Annotated in this window: 13 protein-coding genes; 12 read left to right on the forward strand and 1 reads right to left on the reverse strand. The window is 60.7% G+C overall.

The genetic code is table 11. The features are described 5' to 3' along the window. Positions 1-227 precede the first annotated feature (227 nt). Positions 228-5,309 (forward strand): NEL-type E3 ubiquitin ligase domain-containing protein, encoded by a 5,082-nt coding sequence (locus tag BM110_RS13495; protein WP_093513579.1) that lies wholly within the window; start codon positions 228-230, stop codon positions 5,307-5,309. 5 nt (positions 5,310-5,314) lie between these two features. Here the strand turns inward: BM110_RS13495 and epsC are convergent, their stop codons facing one another. Next, positions 5,315-6,241, reverse strand: coding sequence for a serine O-acetyltransferase EpsC (gene epsC, locus BM110_RS13500; protein WP_071492510.1), 927 nt, complete (start codon positions 6,239-6,241; stop codon positions 5,315-5,317). A gap of 165 nt (positions 6,242-6,406) precedes the next feature. Between epsC and BM110_RS13505 the strand changes: the two genes are divergently transcribed. The 11 genes from BM110_RS13505 (at position 6,407) to BM110_RS13555 (ending at position 17,622) form a co-directional block, all read left to right on the forward strand. After that, on the forward strand, positions 6,407-7,402 hold the full coding sequence (locus tag BM110_RS13505; protein ID WP_093513580.1) for a D-cysteine desulfhydrase: 996 nt from the start codon (positions 6,407-6,409) through the stop codon (positions 7,400-7,402). 290 nt (positions 7,403-7,692) lie between these two features. After that, positions 7,693-8,487 carry a cystine ABC transporter substrate-binding protein gene (gene tcyJ, locus BM110_RS13510; RefSeq protein WP_092248589.1) on the forward strand — a complete coding sequence of 265 codons (795 nt, stop codon included), beginning with the start codon at positions 7,693-7,695 and terminating at the stop codon, positions 8,485-8,487. After that, the gene (gene tcyL, locus BM110_RS13515; protein ID WP_010214112.1) at positions 8,487-9,152 is read left to right on the forward strand and encodes a cystine ABC transporter permease; all 666 of its coding nucleotides are present in this window, start codon (positions 8,487-8,489) and stop codon (positions 9,150-9,152) included. Before tcyJ ends, tcyL begins: the two co-directional genes overlap by 1 nt. Positions 9,153-9,155: 3 nt before the next feature. After that, on the forward strand, positions 9,156-9,902 hold the full coding sequence (gene tcyN, locus BM110_RS13520) for an L-cystine ABC transporter ATP-binding protein TcyN (RefSeq protein WP_071492513.1): 747 nt from the start codon (positions 9,156-9,158) through the stop codon (positions 9,900-9,902). Positions 9,903-10,273: 371 nt separating this feature from the next. Continuing rightward, positions 10,274-11,038: a hypothetical protein gene (locus tag BM110_RS13525; protein ID WP_093513581.1), complete on the forward strand. Its 765-nt coding sequence runs from the start codon at positions 10,274-10,276 to the stop codon at positions 11,036-11,038. A 187-nt stretch (positions 11,039-11,225) separates the two neighbouring features. Then, positions 11,226-12,467, forward strand: coding sequence for an SfnB family sulfur acquisition oxidoreductase (locus tag BM110_RS13530; protein WP_093513582.1), 1,242 nt, complete (start codon positions 11,226-11,228; stop codon positions 12,465-12,467). Positions 12,468-12,491: 24 nt separating this feature from the next. Next, a complete protein-coding gene (locus tag BM110_RS13535) occupies positions 12,492-13,685 on the forward strand; it encodes an SfnB family sulfur acquisition oxidoreductase (RefSeq protein WP_093513583.1) in 1,194 nt (397 codons plus the stop codon). After that, entirely contained in the window at positions 13,685-15,064 is a 1,380-nt protein-coding gene (locus BM110_RS13540) for an LLM class flavin-dependent oxidoreductase (protein WP_093513584.1), read from the forward strand. Before BM110_RS13535 ends, BM110_RS13540 begins: the two co-directional genes overlap by 1 nt. Further along, complete coding sequence (locus BM110_RS13545) at positions 15,061-15,876, forward strand: MetQ/NlpA family ABC transporter substrate-binding protein (protein WP_092248604.1); 816 nt, start codon at positions 15,061-15,063, stop codon at positions 15,874-15,876. The genes BM110_RS13540 and BM110_RS13545 overlap by 4 nt, the downstream gene beginning before the upstream one ends. Continuing rightward, complete coding sequence (locus tag BM110_RS13550; protein ID WP_092248608.1) at positions 15,873-16,988, forward strand: methionine ABC transporter ATP-binding protein; 1,116 nt, start codon at positions 15,873-15,875, stop codon at positions 16,986-16,988. Before BM110_RS13545 ends, BM110_RS13550 begins: the two co-directional genes overlap by 4 nt. Beyond that, positions 16,978-17,622 (forward strand): methionine ABC transporter permease, encoded by a 645-nt coding sequence (locus BM110_RS13555; protein ID WP_093121718.1) that lies wholly within the window; start codon positions 16,978-16,980, stop codon positions 17,620-17,622. The genes BM110_RS13550 and BM110_RS13555 overlap by 11 nt, the downstream gene beginning before the upstream one ends. Positions 17,623-17,956: the final 334 nt, after the last annotated feature.

Below are 17,956 nucleotides of genomic sequence, written 5' to 3' on the forward strand. Positions count from 1 at the left end.
GGCAGCGAACCACCGGGTTTAACTTGAACGAGCATTCAAGTTAAACATGGATAGGCGGTCTGGGACTAATCGCAGGGCTGAGTGGTAGGTGATTCCTACACAAGCTCAAGGAAAGGTATGACGGATCGCGCTGAAAAACGTTCAGCACGCCTTTCAATATGTGCAGCCTGTCTCCTGTTGCATTCACCACAATCGAATGACCACTGCCCACCTGAGGTCATTCAGTCATGCCAGAGACATTGAAGCATTTTGATTTTATCCGGCAACAATTGCCGCCATGGTTGCGGAGCACGTCACTGCAACGTTTTGCGGCGTTGAAAAAACAGCGCCCAGACTTCACGGAACTCTATCGCAATGCCCCTGGCTCGGAGCAGCGCCTGCCCTTCAAGCACGCCCTGGACACCCACTGGGCCAGCCAGAACGCACTGGACACGCTATTCGAGAAACTCACCGACATTAAGGCCTTCGCCGAGCCCTTGCTGAAAAATGCCCTGCGTGACTACGGCGCTATTGATGTGTCGAATACTTCGATCCGTCTATACGCGCCGGCCACATTGCCCTGGTGGACGTTCGGGACGCACCCGGGTGTCTCCGTCCGGACAACGACGCTGCTCGACGCCGCCTTGCACAACTTTTCAGCTTCGGAAACCTTTGTCGATTACGCTTTCCTTGCGGCAGAGGATGCCCGTGGGCAGCGTGAGATACTCACGTTCAAACACAGGGTGACAGGTCAACCCCTCACCGCCGACCATTTCAAAACCTTGTGCCGAAACCTGGATATCGGTGCGCGCTATATGCAAAACCTCACCCTGACAGTGGGGTTCGGCAATGCCTCGGTCGCCACCTCCTTCCGACAAAAAGTCATCCACAACCTGAAAGCCGCCCTCAACAGTGCCGCTCACGTGGCGCTCGCCAAAAAAGACATCACCGAAGACAGTTACACCCTCATTCAGTCGCTGCTCCAAAGAGACGGCCCGCTTCAACTGGGCGGGCAAACGATGGACGTCTACGCGCTGAGCCTGCTGGATACACGCCTGCCGGGCATTTTCATCATCGCCCCCGCACGGTTGGACGCAGCGCTTCATAAAATCCTGGTCTATATCCCTGATGACCCCGCCCACCCTCTCAAGGACTACAGCTCGGCCCCGGCCTTCGTCAAAGAGTTGACCGGCCAACTGCGTGACCGCACGCCTGGCGCCGACCCATCCCGCCCCAGCTACCAGCAGTTCTTCAGCCAGTTCGTGGCCCATCAGGAACGTGGGCGCTTTTTTTACCAACTCAATCAGTTGCTTTCCACTGTGCGCTGGCACGACAGAGAACCTGGGGACAGCCGCCCCAACTGGCGCCCAGAGCCGGTAGAAACCCCCAACCTGCAATTTCGCACCCTGGCTGTTCGTGACGATATTCAAAACCGTGGCGAAAATCCGGGCCAGGATGATCTCTGGCACTACCTCTACCGCGTCAAACTGAACAAATGCGTGAACGACGCCCGAGAGATTGCCATCTCCACAGCCTACGCCGACCGCATGGCGCGCTGGAAGTGGTGGGACAACCTGGAAAAAATGCTCTCGGACATTTTCAATGCCGCGCTCCTGGTCATCACTCCGTTCGTTCCCTTGCTGGGGGAGTTGATGTTGGCCTACACCACCTACCAGATGCTCGACGATGTATTTGAAGGCATCGTCGATTGGGCCGAAGGCTTGCAGCGCGAAGCGGCAGAACATCTGCTCTCGATCGCAGAGAACACGCTGCAGCTCGCGCTGTTCGAAGCGGGAGGTAAAGTGGGTGAAATTGCCAAGGTGAAACTGTCCACGTTTGTCGAGCAACTCCAACCCGTACAGACACCTTCCGCGCAGACGCGCCTCTGGGCCCCTGACCTCGCGCCTTACCAACATACCAACCTGCGCCTGCCCGAGACCTCCATTGCGCACGAAAATGGCCTTCACCACCATCAGGGCAAGCAGATTGTGAAAGTGGAAAACCACCACTATGAAGTCCGCAAGGACCCTGTCACCCAAACGTACACCCTTGCCCATCCCAAACGCCCCAGTGCCTACCAGCCTCCCGTGGCGCTCAATGGCAGCGGCGCGTGCGTGCTGGCCGGTGAACAGCCAAGGACCTGGAACAATGCTCGCCTGCTGAGACGCTTCGGGCCACAGACAAACGGTCTGACGGCCGGTGAACTGGAGCAGGTACGGCAGATAAGCGGTGTCGAGTTCGGGGATTTACGCCATATGTATGTCAACAATGAACCCACCCCACCCTTGTTGGCCGATACCCTCAAACGCTTTAACAGTGAGAAGGGCATCAGAGAGGCCGGAGACGCTATCCGTACAGGCCAGCCCCTTGACCCGTCGTCGGACTGGTTCGAACAAATGGTCACCGAGCTTGAGGGTTGGCCTCGCGACAAAGCCTTGCTGGTGTACCCGCGTAGCGATTTATCAGGCACGCCCCGTCGTTATGGCAATGCACAAGCAACAGGCGCCGATACCCTGAGCCTGAGCATCGCCGATGTCATGTCCGGCAGGCTGGCGGAAAAAGTCGTGGACTACCTGGATGAACCACAACTGACCCAGTTACTCGGCAAACAGTTGCCTGAAAATGAGCGCGTACAAGCGCTGCGTGAACGGCTGGCCGCGTATGTCGAGCAGCAAAGCGCCTCCCTCGCCCACAGCGATTACTCCCGCCAGGAGGCCAGCGACGAGCCCTCTATCCAATTGCTGCGCAGCCAGTACCCGGACCTCCCCCTGAGTATCGCTCAGAGCCTGGTTCGCCATACCCGTCGCCGCCACCTGAGCATTATGAGTGAAAAGAAACGCCTTCCATTGGAGGTAAAAAACCAAGCGCGGGAGCTGGATTTCGAAGTCCGCAGTACGCGCATGTTCGAACAGCTTGTCCAGGGTACCCCGCCCTCGACACACACCGAAAACCTGGCACTCAATACCCTCAGAATTCACTCAGACAGTTTTGCGAATCTGCGTATCCAGGTGCGTGAGCGAACCCCTACCGGCGACCTGAGAACCCAGGTCGGCGCAGAGGATGCCGCACACCTCAAGATCCTGGTGCGTAACCGAAAAGGCCAGTATCGGGTGTTCGACGCCGGAGGCAAGCTGATACACGGCCCAACTGACTTCTACAATGCTGTATTCCAGGCATTGCCGCCCGAGAGCTCCTTGCGCGATAGCGACACACTGCGCACATGGCTGATTGAAAAAAACAAAGCGCCCACCGAACGGCGCTTGACCCTCGCCGAGGCGCCTATCCCCACCCATCCTGAACGTGAAACACTGATCCTGCTCGGTGGCGGCAACAGCATGAGCCGCGTGGTCGATGTCGAGGTAAATCCCGTTACGGTGCAGGGGGATATCAAACACTGGCTGCCGGGGATGTCCGAGCAAGGCGTGAAACGCTTCGCTGAAAAAGCCGAGAGTGAAGAGGGGCGATTACAACTGGAAAACCTGAAAGCCGAAGGCAAAGCCTTAGACAAGGCGCTACACACCTATTTGCAAGACAGTACCCGATTTCCTTATCGCAACTCGCTGGAAGAGGTGCTTGCCAGGAAGGCATTTACCAAGAAGTTGAAAGAAGCCTGGCGCGAGGGGTACACAAAACTGCACGACGAGTTCAATACGGCAGGCAACGACGTGTACTTGGACCTGAGCGATACAGTGCTGCCGACTGAACTGCCCGTGCTGCCCTTTGAGTTGGGATTGGTCACGCACTTGCATATGAATGGCAGTGGGTTTGCCGCTGAACATACGCCATTCCTGGCGCATTTCCCAAAACTGAAGGCGCTTGATTTAGCGGATAACCGTCTGGTCACGCTGCCCGAGGCCATTGGAAACATGCGCTCGCTCAAAGCCCTTGACGTGAGCAACAACGCTATTGCCTTGGACAACACCGCTGTCCAGCAGTTGAAAAAACTGCGGCGGTTGCAGGGGCTGGATCTTTCAAAAAACCCTCTGGGACGGGTACCGGATATTAGTCACATGCGCGACCTGAGGGCGCTGGACCTGTCCCACACAGGGATCAGCGAATGGCCCGCGGGTCTCTTTGCGCACGAGCGAGACGCGTCTTTTGACCTGTACCTTCGCGGCAACCCCGTTACCACAATTCCAGAGGTCGCCAGGGAGTCCGCAGAGGCATTTACCGTGGCTAACACCTGGCTGGACCGCGCAACCCTCACGCCTGAAGCCAGGGCCCTTTGGGACGAGCACAAAACTGACTTTGGGTTGGACCCTTATCGCACTTACCCGCCCAAGGGCGATGCTGACTTTTGGGTGGATGACCTGGACGATGAAAACCAGATACGTTTTGCCAATGTCTGGTTTGACTTGGAAAATGAAGAAGGCTCCCAGGGTTTTTTCGAGGTCATCAAGAAACTGGAGCAACCCGAGGCTTTCGAGGACCCGATGGACCAGATGCGTTACGAACAAAACCGAAGAATCCTGACCGATCAGGTGCGGCATATGCTGTTGAGCATGCACGAAGACACGATGCTGCGTCAGGAGCTGTTCAAAATGTCGAGCTTCCCGGGGCTGTGCCCGGACGCAAGCCGCCAGATATTCACCGAAATGGGGATTCAGGTCACCGCCACCACGGCCAGGCGATACAGTCGAACGCAAGCTGAACATGAAGAGACAATCACCCGTCTAGCCCAAGGCGCCGCGAGGCTCAAGATGGTGAACGATGTCGCCCGGGCGGACATCGCCAACCGTCTCAAACCTGCCAATCAAGGTGGCCAGGGACTGCGACTGTCCACCCAGGTTGTTGATGGACAGCCCGGCAGCGTCGACGAGGTGGAGGTTTACCTGGCCTACCAGACACGCCTGTCGAAAAGCCTCAACCTGCCCTGGGTCAGCGACAGCATGACGTATCGAAACACCGCCGATGTGCCTGAGTCTTCCATCATCCATGCGGGCAAAGCCGTGAAAGACTTGAGTGAAGGCGACGGACTGGTGAACCGCATGTTGCAGGAACCCTACTGGGAGCCCTTCCTGAAGGAACGCTACGCAAAAGACTACGCAGCCAACGAAGAAAACACGGTTCAACAGTTGGAAAGCCTGGAGCAACTGGATACCGAACAAAAAGCGTTTGCCCAGGCGCAGGGTCTGAACGAGCAGGAGAAAACGCAAAAACGCGAGGCACTGAAGTCCCGGATCGAACAGTTACAGATCGAGGACCGAGTCGTCCCGGACCAGGTCATGTCCGAGAACCTGTACAACCAGCTCTACAATGACCTGTCGGAACGTCGCATGGAGTGGCTGCGCGAACAGACCCACCTGTCACTGGAGCGGCTTGAACGCTGACATGCTCACTTTTGCGTGCCGTCATCATGCTGCAGGTTCGCCTGGGTGATATTCGCCCCCGCCGGCACGCTGCGGGTCAGCCACACGTTGCCGCCAATGGTCGAACCCTTGCCGATGGTGATGCGCCCCAGGATGGTCGCGCCGGCGTAGATCACCACGTCATCCTCGACAATCGGGTGGCGCGGGTGGCCCTTCTGCAACTGCCCGTCCTCATCCGCCGGGAAGCGCTTGGCGCCCAGGGTCACGGCCTGGTAGATGCGCACGCGCTCGCCGATGATCGCGGTTTCGCCGATCACCACGCCGGTCCCGTGGTCGATAAAAAAACTCGGGCCGATCTGTGCGCCGGGGTGGATGTCGATGCCGGTGGCCGAGTGGGCGATCTCGGCACTGATGCGCGCCAACAGCGGCAGGCCGGCGCGGTACAGGTGGTGGGCCAGGCGATGGTGAATCACCGCCAGGATGCCGGGGTAGCACAGCAACACTTCATCCACACTGCGAGCGGCCGGGTCGCCGTGGTAGGCGGCCAGTACGTCGGTGTCCAGCAGGCTGCGCAGGGACGGCAAGGCCAGGGCGAAATCCTGGATCAGGCGGATGGCGTGGGCGTTAACGGCGCTGTCGTCCTCGCCGCTCTGGCGCGCGGCGTAGCGCAGTTCCAGGCGCGCCTGGCCGAGCAGGGCATTGAGCGCCACATCCAGGGTGTGGCCGACATAGAAGTCTTCGCTTTCTTCACGCAGGTCCACCGGGCCCAGGCGCATGGGGAACAACGCGCCGCACAACGACTCCAGGATCTGCGCCACCGCTTCACGCGAAGGCAACTCGCGGCCACCATGCTCACCGCTCAAACGGCCATTGCGCGTTCGCCACTGGTCCCGGGCGCCGCGCAACTGGCTGACGATGGTCTGTAATTGCCAATGACTGGAACGCTCACTCACGGTTTTCACTCCTGACGTAATGGCACTCACTTTACGGTATGCACCCTGGCCGCCCTTAAGAACCAATGGTGCAATGCTAAGAACCTTCCGGAATAAGCGATTGGCGGTTGCCCGATGAAAAGTGCCTGCCTATAGTCGCCCCATCCTCATCAACCGTGCGTAGCCATGATCAAACAACAGCTCGACCGTTTTAACCGCCTGGAACTGCTGGGTGGCGCCACCGCCCTGGAAAAACTCGAGCGGCTATCGGCCTGGCTGGGCAGGGATATCTACGTCAAGCGCGACGACACCACACCGCTGGCCATGGGCGGCAACAAGCTGCGCAAACTCGAATACCTGGCCGCCGATGCCATCGCCCAAGGCGCCGACACCCTGGTGACCGCTGGCGCGATCCAGTCCAACCACGTGCGCCAGACCGCCGCGCTGGCCGCCAAGCTCGGCCTGGGCTGCGTCGCGCTGCTGGAGAACCCCACCGGCACCGAAGACCCCAACTACCTGGGCAACGGCAACCGCCTGCTGCTGGACCTGTTCGACGCCAAGGTGGAGCTGGTGGAGAACCTCGACAACGTCGACGACCAACTCAGTGCCGTCGCCGACCGCCTGCGCAGCAACGGCAAGCAGCCATACCTGGTGCCCATCGGCGGCTCCAATGCACTCGGCGCCCTGGGTTACGTGCGCGCCGGGCTGGAGCTGGCCGCGCAGATCGAAGCCAGCGGCATCGAGTTTGCCGCCGTGGTGCTGGCGTCCGGCAGTGCGGGCACCCACAGCGGCCTGGCCCTGGCGTTGAGCGAAGTGCTGCCGCAGTTGCCCGTGATCGGTATCACCGTATCGCGCACCGAAGAAGCACAGTTCCCGAAAGTGCAGGGCCTGGCCGAACGCACCGCCCAATTGTTGGGTGTGGATATTCCCGAAGCCTTCAAGGTGATCCTGTGGGACGAATATTTTGGCCCGCGCTATGGCGAACCGAACGCAGGCACCCTGGCGGCGGTCAAGTTGCTGGCGAGCCAGGAAGGCCTGCTGCTGGACCCGGTCTACACTGGCAAGGCCATGGCCGGCTTGCTGGACGGTATCGGGCGCCAGCGCTTCGAGGATGGCCCGATCATTTTCCTGCATACCGGTGGCGCGCCCGCGTTGTTTGCTTACAAGAGCGCCTTCAACTGAATCAACGCGGGCTAAATGTGGACCAACATGTGGGAGGGGGCTTGCCCCCGATGACGGAGTGTCAGCCATGACTTCTGTGACTGCTACACCGCTATCGGGGGCAAGCCCCCTCCCACATTAGAACCTCTATATATTTCTTATTGGAATATCAGATTTAATTTATATTATTTTCAAGTCTTAAAAACCGGCCTTATAGTCGCGCCGTAGGCGAAGACGCGCTACGCGCTTTAAGGCAGGATACGACTACTGCGTCACCTGCTTCGCACACCATAAAAACACAGGGGCTCTTCATGACTATTTCTGTATTCCGTCGCACGTTGCTGGTTGGCACTCTGGGCCTGGCACTCGGGGCTGGCCTGATCGGCCAGGCAGTCGCGGGTGAACAACTGGGCAACATCAAAAAAGCCGGCGAGATCAAGATCGGCCTGGAAGGTACTTACCCGCCGTTCAGCTTCGTCGATGAAAGCGGCAAGCTCAGCGGTTTCGAAGTGGAACTGTCCGAAGCCCTGGCCAAGGAGCTGGGCGTGAAGGTCAAGCTGCAAGCGACGCCATGGGACGGCATCCTCGCCGCCCTGGAATCCAAGCGCCTGGACGCCGTGGTCAACCAGGTGACCATCTCCGAAGAACGTAAAAAGAAATACGACTTCTCCCAGCCTTACACCGTCTCCGGTATCCAGGCGCTGGTCCTGAAGAAAAACGTCGACGCTATCAAGACCGCCGACGACCTGGCCGGCAAGAAAGTCGGCGTAGGCCTGGGCACCAACTACGAACAATGGCTCAAGGACAATCAACCCAAAGCCATCATCAAGACCTACAACGACGACCCGACCAAGTTCCAGGACCTGCGCATCGGCCGTATCGACGCCATCCTGATCGACCGCCTGGCCGCCCTGGAGTACGCCAAGAAAGCCCCGGACACCGCTGCAGCCGGCGATGCCTTCTCCCGCCAGGAAGCCGGTATTGCCCTGCGCAAGGGCGAGCCGGAACTGCTTGATGCCGTGAACAAGGCCCTCGACAAACTGCGTGCTGACGGCACCTTGAAGAAGCTGTCCGAGAAATACTTCAACGCTGACGTCACTCAATAATGGAAGCAGGTTTCCAACTCGCGCTGGACTCCGCGCCCTTTCTGCTCAAGGGCGCGTATTACACGGTGATCCTCAGCCTCGGCGGGATGTTTTTCGGCTTGCTGCTGGGCTTCGGCCTGGCCTTGATGCGCCTGTCGCGCTTCAAACTGGTGAGTTGGCTCGCCCGAGTCTACGTGTCGTTCTTTCGCGGCACGCCCTTGCTGGTACAGCTGTTTTTGATCTACTACGGCTTGCCGCAAGTGGGCATCGAGCTGGATCCGATCCCGGCAGCCATGATCGGCTTCTCGCTGAACATGGCCGCCTACGCCTGTGAAATCCTGCGTGCCGCTATCGGCTCCATTGAGCGTGGCCAGTGGGAAGCCGCCGCCAGTATCGGCATGACCCGCGCGCAAACCCTGCGCCGGGCCATCCTGCCGCAGGCAATGCGCACGGCCTTGCCGCCGCTGGGCAACAGTTTCATTTCGCTGGTCAAGGACACGGCGCTGGCCGCCACCATCCAGGTGCCCGAGCTGTTCCGTCAGGCGCAACTGGTGTCGGCAAGGACCTTCGAAATCTTCACCATGTATCTCTCCGCTGCCCTGATCTACTGGATTTTGGCGAGCATCCTGGCGCACTTGCAAAATCGCCTGGAAGACCGGGTCAACCGGCATGACCTGGAGTCCTGAAGCATGATCGTGGTTGAAAAACTGACCAAACAATTCAACGGTCAGGTGGTGCTCAACGGCATCGACCTGGAGGTCAAGGAAGGCGAAGTCATCGCCATCATCGGCCCCAGCGGTTCCGGCAAGACCACCTTCCTGCGCTGCCTGAATTTCCTCGAACAACCCACCAGCGGCCGCATCAAGGTGGGTGACATCGAGATCGACACCAGCAAGCCGATCAACCAGCAACAAAGCCTGGTGCGACGCCTGCGCCAGCACGTGGGCTTTGTGTTTCAGAACTTCAACCTGTTCCCCCACCGCACCGCGCTGGAAAACGTCATCGAAGGCCCCACCGTGGTCAAGAAGATGCCGCACGATGCCGCGGTCGCACTGGGTCGCAAGCTGTTGGCCAGGGTAGGCCTGGCAGGCAAGGAAGACGCCTACCCACGGCGCCTCTCCGGCGGCCAGCAGCAGCGCGTGGCAATTGCCCGCGCGCTGGCCATGGAGCCGGAGGTGATCCTGTTCGACGAACCCACCTCGGCGCTGGACCCTGAGCTGGTGGGCGAAGTGCTGGCGACCATCCGCAGCCTCGCCGAAGAAAACCGCACCATGGTCATCGTCACCCACGAGATGAGTTTTGCGCGGGATGTGGCCAACCGGGTGATCTTCTTCGACAAGGGTGTGATCGTGGAACAAGGCGAAGCCAAGGCGCTGTTCGCCAACCCCAGGGAAGAGCGCACCAAGCAGTTCCTGAGCAAATTCCTCGCCCACTGATTCCCACCTGCAGGAGCCGGCTTGCCGGCGAAAAACGTCAACGTTAACGCGGTAAATCAGGTTTACCGCGTTGCCTGATCGCTCTTCGCCAGCAAGCCGGCTCCTACAAGGGGAATCCTCGTTCTCGCGGGTAAAACACCCCGCCGCACCTACCTGAATATCCCCGCCCCAGTCAGACCGTTCTGATTATCTCCAAACCCGCCATTTAGCCCTTTGCCGCCATTGACGCCCCTCGGCCAACCCTCTTATCTAGCGCCCAGAGGATTGGATCCTATCCCGGCTATTCACTGAATCGTTTCGTTCGGCCCACCGCGCACACCTGCGCCAAAGGTCCGGAGCGATTGCTGCTGGCTGCATCAAGGAGATTACTTATGACGCGCCCCCTGCTCACCGCCCCGACACTGCCCCAGGCCGTCGGCAATGGCATCAATGCCCTGGCCGCTGCACGCTTGCAGGTTGACATCCCGCCGTATCCCGGCATGGATGAAGGCGACCTGATCGAGCTGTTCTGGAACAACTGTTTCGCCGCTTCACGTCGGATCACCACAGGCAAGATCGGCGAGTTCACTCACCTGCGGGTACCAGAGAGTTTTGTGCTGGAGGGGCCGACGCAGGTGCATTACCAAGTCATGCAGGTCGGCCACGCCCCTGCTCGCTCAGCCGTGAGGCGAGTGCGTGTAAAGACCCTGTGCCCAGGCGGCCAACCCTCGCCCCTTTGCGGTGACGAAAACCAGAACCTCGCCCCCGTGGGCCTGCCCGATATCATCCGCCGCTACGGCGTCAATGCCAGCCAGGTGCGGCGCGGTATTCCCCTGACCATCGAGCCTTACCTGCACATGACCACCGGCGATGCCATCACCTTGCGCTGGGGCGATGTGCGCCTGGATCTGCCGAAGATCCGGGCCAGGGAAGTCGGCCTGGCGGTACAGGTATGGGTACCTTCGACGGTGATTATCGAAGCGGGCGACGACTGTCGGCTGGAAGTGACGTACTGCATTCTTGACCGCGTCGGCAACAATTCACGCTGGGCACCCGCGCGCACCTTGCGCATTGCAGCAGGGGCACCGTCCCGCCCGGCCGGGACCGCGCTGACCTACCAGCCACGAGCGCTGGGATCGCCCTGTGAACCTGGGTGACAGACCTTCTATGCATATTCCCAAAAGTTAGTTTATTTAAATATTTAACACGCTTAGGGTATATAAACCGGACCACCGGACATCTCTGATTTTTCTGTTTTTATTTCATTGAATGCGAGGTCGGTATGGTCAGGATTACCCCGGTGCGCAACGCCAGGGCATTACGTGCAGCCAAGGAGCGGCGCTGATGTCTAACTTGGCTCTAACACCCCCCCAGAATGATCTGGACGTAGCCCCCCTGCTGTTGCCGGCCACCGTGCTGCGCAACGACGCAGAGGCGCTGAAGGCTGCCCATGAGTTGGCCCAGGCGGCTCGCCTGCAAGCCGCCAGGCGCGACCAGCAACGCAAACTGCCGTGGGCGCAGATCGAGCAGTTCACCCTCAGTGGGCTGGGCAGTATTTCCATTCCCCGTGAGTACGGCGGCCCGCAGGTGTCGTTCGTGACCCTGGCCGAGGTGTTCGCGATCATCAGCGCGGCCGACCCGGCCCTCGGGCAGATCCCGCAGAACCATTTCGGCATCCTGCACCTGTTACAGGGCGCCGCCACCGAGCGCCAGAAAAAACAGCTGTTCCAGAGCGTGCTCGACGGCTGGCGCATCGGCAATGGCGGCCCGGAACGCGGCACCAGGAATACCCTGGAGCTCAAGGCGCGCATCACCGCCAACGGTGACGGTTACGTAATCAGCGGCCAGAAGTTCTATTCCACCGGCGCGCTGTTTGCGCATTGGGTCGCGGTCAAGGCGTTGAACGATGACGGCAAGCAGGTCATGGCGTTCGTGCGCCGAGGCACTGAAGGGCTGCGCATCGTTGACGATTGGTCCGGCTTCGGCCAGCGCACCACCGCCAGCGGCACGGTGCTGCTGGATCGGGCGCCGGTGGAGGCCGAACTGGTCGTGGAAAACTGGCGCATCGGCGAAACTCCGACGATACAGGGCGCCGTCTCGCAATTGATCCAGGCGGCCATCGACGCCGGCATCGCCCGTGGCGCGCTGGATGACACCATCGCGTTCGTACGCGAACGCTCGCGCCCCTGGATCGACGCCAAGGTCGAACGTGCCAGCGATGACCTGTACGTGATCGCCGACATCGGCAAGCTGAAGATCGAACTGCACGCCGCCGAAGCGCTGCTGCGCAAGGCAGGGCAAGTGCTGGACCAGGTCAGCGCCGCGCCCATCACCGCGCAGTCCGCCGCACGGGCCTCCATCGCCGTGGCCGAGGCCAAGGTGCTGACCACCGAAGTGTCGCTGCTGGTCAGCGAAAAGCTCTTCGAACTGGCCGGCAGCCGCGCCACCCTTGCCGAATTCAACCTCGACCGTCACTGGCGCAACGCCCGGGTGCACACGCTGCACGACCCGGTGCGCTGGAAGTATCACGCCATCGGCGCCTATCGCTTGAACGGTACCTTGCCGGCTCGCCATTCCTGGATCTGACCGACCAGACATCTGGAGAACATCATGACTTTCTCTCATCCCGTCGCGGTCATCACCAGCGACGAACAAGCCCTTGTTGTCGCCAGCGACCTGGCCGAAGACTTTCGCCGCGACAGCGCCCAGCGCGACCGCGAGCGCCGCCTGCCCTTGCCCGAGCTGGATGCGTTCTCGCGCTCCGGCCTGTGGGGCATCAGCGTGCCGAAGGAGCACGGCGGCGCGGGCGTATCCAATGTCACCCTGGCCAAGGTGATTGCCTTGATAGCCCAGGCCGATGCATCCCTGGGCCAGATCCCGCAGAACCATTTCTACGCCCTGGAAGTGCTGCGCGTAAACGGCAGCCCGCCACAGCAAAAACGCCTGTACACCGAGGTACTCGCCGGCCAGCGCTTCGGCAACGCCCTGGCGGAACTGGGCACCAAGACCGCCCATGACCGCGTCACCAAAATCACCCGCGACGGTGACGGTTTCCGTATCAGCGGCCGCAAGTTCTATTCCACCGGCGCGATCTACGCCCAGCGCATCCCCACGTCGGTGGTGGATGAACACGGCGTGCAGCAACTGGCCTTTGTGCCACGCGACAGCGAAGGCCTGAGCGTGATCGACGACTGGAGCGGCTTCGGCCAGCGCACCACCGGCAGCGGTTCGGTGGTGTTCGATAACGTGTGGGTGGCCGCGCAGGACGTGATCGCGTTCCAGAGCGCCTTCGAACGCCCGACCACCGTCGGCCCGCTGGCCCAGATCCTTCACGCTGCCATCGACACCGGGATCGCCCGTGCGGCCTTTGAAGATGCGCTGCACTTTGTACGCACCAAGACCCGCCCGTGGATCGACTCCGGCAACGACAAAGCCACTGAAGACCCACTGACCCTGAAAAGCTTCGGCCACTTGAGCATCCGCCTGCACGCCGCCGAGGCGCTGTTGGAGCGCTCGGGCGAGTACCTGGACCGTGCCCAGGCCGACAGCAACGCCGAGACCGTCGCTGCCGCCTCGATTGCCGTCGCGGAAGTACGCGCCTTGAGCACCGAAATTTCCCTGGCCGCCGGCAGCACCCTGTTCGAACTGGCCGGCAGCCAGGCGACCCTGGCTGAACATGGCTTGGACCGTCACTGGCGCAACGCCCGGGTGCACACCCTGCACGACCCGGTGCGGTGGAAGTACCACGCGGTGGGTAATTACCACCTGAACGATGAAAACCCGCCACTGCGGGGGACCATTTGATGGCGAAGAAAAAAATCCTGCTCAATGCCTTCAACATGAACTGCATCGGGCATATCAACCACGGCCTGTGGACGCATCCACGGGACACTTCGACCCAGTACAAGACGATCGAGTACTGGACCGAGCTGGCGCAAACCCTGGAGCGCGGGCTGTTCGACGGTTTGTTCATCGCCGACATCGTCGGTGTGTACGACGTGTACCAGAACTCGATTGATGTGCCGCTCAAAGAGTCGATCCAGCTGCCGGTGAATGACCCGTTGCTGTTGGTCTCAGCCATGGCCGCCGTCACCAGAAACCTCGGCTTCGGCCTCACCGCCAACCTCACCTACGAGCCGCCGTATTTGTTCGCCCGGCGCATGTCCACGCTGGACCACCTGAGCCGTGGCCGTGTGGGTTGGAACATCGTCACCGGCTACCTCGACAGCGCCGCCAAGGCCATGGGCCTCACTGAACAAGTCGAGCATGACCGCCGCTACGACCAGGCCGATGAATACCTGGAGGTGCTCTACAAACTCTGGGAAGGCAGCTGGGAAGACGGCGCGGTGCTCAACGACCCCAAGGCGCGGGTGTATGCGCAGCCGGGCAAGGTGCACAAGGTCGAGCACCAGGGGGAGTTCTACCAGGTGGACGGGTATCACCTGTGCGAGCCCTCTCCGCAACGTACACCGGTGCTGTTCCAGGCCGGCAGTTCGGAGCGCGGGTTGCTGTTCGCCGGGCGCCATGCCGAGTGCGTATTCATCAGCGGCCAGAACAAGGCCGCGACCAAGGTCCAGGTGGACAGGGTGCGCGCCAGCGCGGTCGAGGCCGGGCGCAACCCGGATGACATCAAGGTGTTCATGGGCCTCAACGTGATCGTGGGTGCCACAGAAGCGTTGGCCTGGGCCAAACACGCCGAGTACCTCAGCTACGCCAGCCCGGAAGCCGGCGTGGCGCATTTCTCGGCATCCACCGCCATCGACTTTGCCCAATACGAACTGGACGAGCCGATCCAGTACGTGAAGAGCAACGCGATCCAGTCGGCCACCAAGAACCTGCAGAACAACGACTGGACCCGGCGCAAATTGCTGGAGCAGCACGCCTTGGGCGGGCGCTACATCACCCTGGTCGGCTCGCCCGGACAGGTCGCCGACGAGCTGGAATCGTGGATCAGCGAGACCGGCCTGGATGGCTTCAACCTCACGCGCATCGTCACGCCGGAAAGCTATGTGGACTTCATCGACCTGGTGGTGCCGGAGCTGCAAAAGCGCGGGTCGTACAAAACTGAATATGAACAGGGAACACTGCGGGAAAAAGTCTTCCAGGGCAGCGCCCGCCTACCCGAACAACACACCGGTTCCACCTACCGACAAACTGCTTCTCTGACTGGAAATACCCAATGAAAAAGACACTGCTCACTCATCCAGTCAAAGCACTGGCCCTGGCGTTCGGACTGTTCAGCTCAGCGGTATTCGCCGCCGATGCGCCGTTGAAGATCGGCACCACCGCCGCCTTTGCGATTCCTCTGGAAGCCGCTGTAGCCGAAGCCGGCAAGCAAGGCCTCAAAGTCGAGCTGGTGGAGTTCACCGACTGGATCGCACCCAACGTCAGCCTGGCTGCCGGCGATATCGACGTGAACTATTTCCAGCACATCCCGTTCCTGGAAAACGCCAAGGCCGCCGCCGGTTTTGACCTAGTGCCCTATGCGCCGGGCATCATCAACAACGTCGGGCTGTATTCGAAGAAGTACAAAAGCATCAACGACTTGCCCCAGGGCGCCAGCGTGGCGATTGCCAACGACCCGATCAACAGCGGTCGTGGCCTGCAACTGCTGGCCAAGGCGGGGCTGATCACGCTCAAGCCGGGCGTGGGCTACAAGGCCACCGAGGAAGACATCATCAGCAACCCGAAGAAGATCAAGATCCTGCAGGTCGAGGCCGTGCAACTGGTGCGCGCCTATGACGATGCCGACCTGGTGCAGGGCTACCCGGCGTATATCCGCCTGTCCAAGACCTTCGATGCCGAGTCGGCGCTGCTGTTCGACGGCCTCGACCATCCGGAGTACGTGATCCAGTTCGTGATCCAGCCCAAAAGCAAGACCGACCCACGGGTGATCAAGTTTGTGGATATCTACCAGCATTCGCCGGTGGTGCGTGCCGCCTTGGATAAATCCCTCGGCAAGCTCTACCAAGTCGGCTGGGAAGATAAAAAATGACCGCCGCCCATGCCCAACTGCGCGACCTGGGCCTGCCGCCCAGGGACGCCGAGCAGAGCGAATTGCACCCGGACCTCAATCGCGCGCATGTGCGTTTCATCAACCTGGGCAAGACCTACGACGGCACGGTGCATGCCTTGCAAGGCATCGACCTGGCGATCCAGCGCGGTGAAGTGTTCGGCATCATTGGCCGCAGCGGCGCCGGCAAGTCATCGCTGATCCGCACCATCAATCGCCTGGAACAACCCAGCAGCGGGCGGGTGCTGATCGATCAGGTGGACATCGGTGAGTTTGATGAAGACCGTCTGGTGGCCCTGCGTCGACGCATCGGCATGATCTTCCAGCACTTCAACCTGATGTCGGCCAAAACGGTGTGGCAGAACGTCGAGTTGCCGTTGAAAGTGGCGGGCGTGCCGAAGCAGCAGCGCGAGCAAAAAGTACGCGAGCTGCTTGAACTGGTGGGGTTGCAGGACAAGCACACGTCTTACCCGGCGCAGCTGTCCGGCGGGCAGAAACAACGGGTGGGCATTGCCCGTTCGCTGGTGCACGACCCCGAGATCCTGCTGTGCGACGAGGCCACCTCGGCCCTCGACCCGGAGACGACCCAATCGATTCTCGGCCTGCTGCGCGAGATCAACCGGCGCCTGGGTTTGACCATCGTGCTGATCACCCACGAGATGGCGGTGATCCGCGAAATCTGCGACCGCGTGGTGGTGCTGGAACATGGGCGCATCGTCGAGCAAGGCCCGGTGTGGCACGTGTTCGGCAACCCGCAGCATGAAGTCAGCAAAACCCTGCTGGCCCCCCTGCAACACGGGCTGCCGGACGAACTGCAAAGCCGCCTGCAGGCCACACCAGCGTCGGCGGACGCGGCGCTGGTGCTGCGTTTGCAATTCACCGGCGGCGACACCGACGAACCCGACCTCGCTGCCCTGTTCAGCGCACTCGGCGGTCGCGTGCGCCTTTTGCAAGGCGGCGTGGAACGCATCCAGGGGCATGCCCTGGGGCAATTGCTGCTGGCGGTAAACGGCTCGCCCCACAGCGCCGAAGAACTGCGCAAACGAGCCGGGAATTGGGCACAACACACAGAGGTGCTGGGCTATGTGGTTTGATCGTTTGGTACAAGGCGCCATCGACACCTTGTTGATGGTCGGCGTGTCATCGCTGATCGCGCTGCTGGTGGGAATCCCGCTGGCGGTATTCCTGGTGACCAGTGACAAGGGCGGCATCTACCAGGCCCCGGCGCTGAACCGCGTGCTGGGGGCGTTCGTCAATCTGTTCCGCTCGATTCCGTTCCTGATCCTGATGGTGGCGCTGATCCCGTTCACCCGCCTGATCGTCGGCACCACCTACGGCGTATGGGCAGCGGTCGTCCCCTTGACCATCGCCGCCACTCCATTCTTTGCACGCATTGCCGAAGTGAGCTTGCGCGAAGTCGACCACGGCCTGATCGAAGCCGCACAAGCCATGGGCTGCCGCCGCTGGCACATCATCTGGCACGTGCTGTTGCCGGAAGCGCTGCCGGGGATTGTTGGCGGTTTCACCATCACGCTGGTGACCATGATCAACTCATCGGCCATGGCCGGCGCGATTGGCGCCGGGGGCTTGGGGGATATTGCTTACCGGTATGGGTATCAGCGCTTTGATACGCAGATCATGCTGACGGTGATTGTGCTGCTGGTGGCACTGGTGGCGGTGATTCAGTTGGGTGGGGATCGGTTGGCGCGGGGGCTTAATAAGCGGTGAGGGAGGGTGCTGGTCTGTACCTGTTAGTTCTGACAGTTGTGGGGCCGTTTTTTGGGGTATCTAATCGGGTCAGCGTGGTAAACAACGGTATGGACAAGCGATTACTGGAGTAAGGGGCATGTTGAAGGTCAAGGCATCTTGCGGTACTGCGATCGCAGTGTTTTTCATAGCAGTATCCAGTGTCACAACTGCAGTTGCGACCCCGCTCCCGGAGGCAAATACCCGTGGGTACTTCGCTGAAACCTGGATTTGGGATTGCGGCCGGCCAGCTATGAATACGAGTATGGTTTGTAGCCAGGGAGTAGATCAGAGCGTTCAGTTCATTTCGGGATTC

The organism is Pseudomonas sp. NFPP28 (genome assembly GCF_900115535.1).
In the GTDB taxonomy this organism is placed as follows: domain Bacteria; phylum Pseudomonadota; class Gammaproteobacteria; order Pseudomonadales; family Pseudomonadaceae; genus Aquipseudomonas; species Aquipseudomonas extremorientalis.

What these genes read in the sequence shown, in the direction of transcription:
- BM110_RS13535 (WP_093513583.1), top strand. Translation starts at nt 12,492, where the DNA reads ATGACTTTCTCTCATCCCGTCGCGGTCATCACCAGCGACGAACAAGCC.
- BM110_RS13545 (WP_092248604.1), top strand. Translation starts at nt 15,061, where the DNA reads ATGAAAAAGACACTGCTCACTCATCCAGTCAAAGCACTGGCCCTGGCG.
- tcyL (WP_010214112.1), top strand. Translation starts at nt 8,487, where the DNA reads ATGGAAGCAGGTTTCCAACTCGCGCTGGACTCCGCGCCCTTTCTGCTC.
- BM110_RS13555 (WP_093121718.1), top strand. Translation starts at nt 16,978, where the DNA reads ATGTGGTTTGATCGTTTGGTACAAGGCGCCATCGACACCTTGTTGATG.
- BM110_RS13495 (WP_093513579.1), top strand. Translation starts at nt 228, where the DNA reads ATGCCAGAGACATTGAAGCATTTTGATTTTATCCGGCAACAATTGCCG.
- BM110_RS13505 (WP_093513580.1), top strand. Translation starts at nt 6,407, where the DNA reads ATGATCAAACAACAGCTCGACCGTTTTAACCGCCTGGAACTGCTGGGT.
- BM110_RS13525 (WP_093513581.1), top strand. Translation starts at nt 10,274, where the DNA reads ATGACGCGCCCCCTGCTCACCGCCCCGACACTGCCCCAGGCCGTCGGC.
- tcyJ (WP_092248589.1), top strand. Translation starts at nt 7,693, where the DNA reads ATGACTATTTCTGTATTCCGTCGCACGTTGCTGGTTGGCACTCTGGGC.
- tcyN (WP_071492513.1), top strand. Translation starts at nt 9,156, where the DNA reads ATGATCGTGGTTGAAAAACTGACCAAACAATTCAACGGTCAGGTGGTG.
- BM110_RS13550 (WP_092248608.1), top strand. Translation starts at nt 15,873, where the DNA reads ATGACCGCCGCCCATGCCCAACTGCGCGACCTGGGCCTGCCGCCCAGG.
- BM110_RS13530 (WP_093513582.1), top strand. Translation starts at nt 11,226, where the DNA reads ATGTCTAACTTGGCTCTAACACCCCCCCAGAATGATCTGGACGTAGCC.
- BM110_RS13540 (WP_093513584.1), top strand. Translation starts at nt 13,685, where the DNA reads ATGGCGAAGAAAAAAATCCTGCTCAATGCCTTCAACATGAACTGCATC.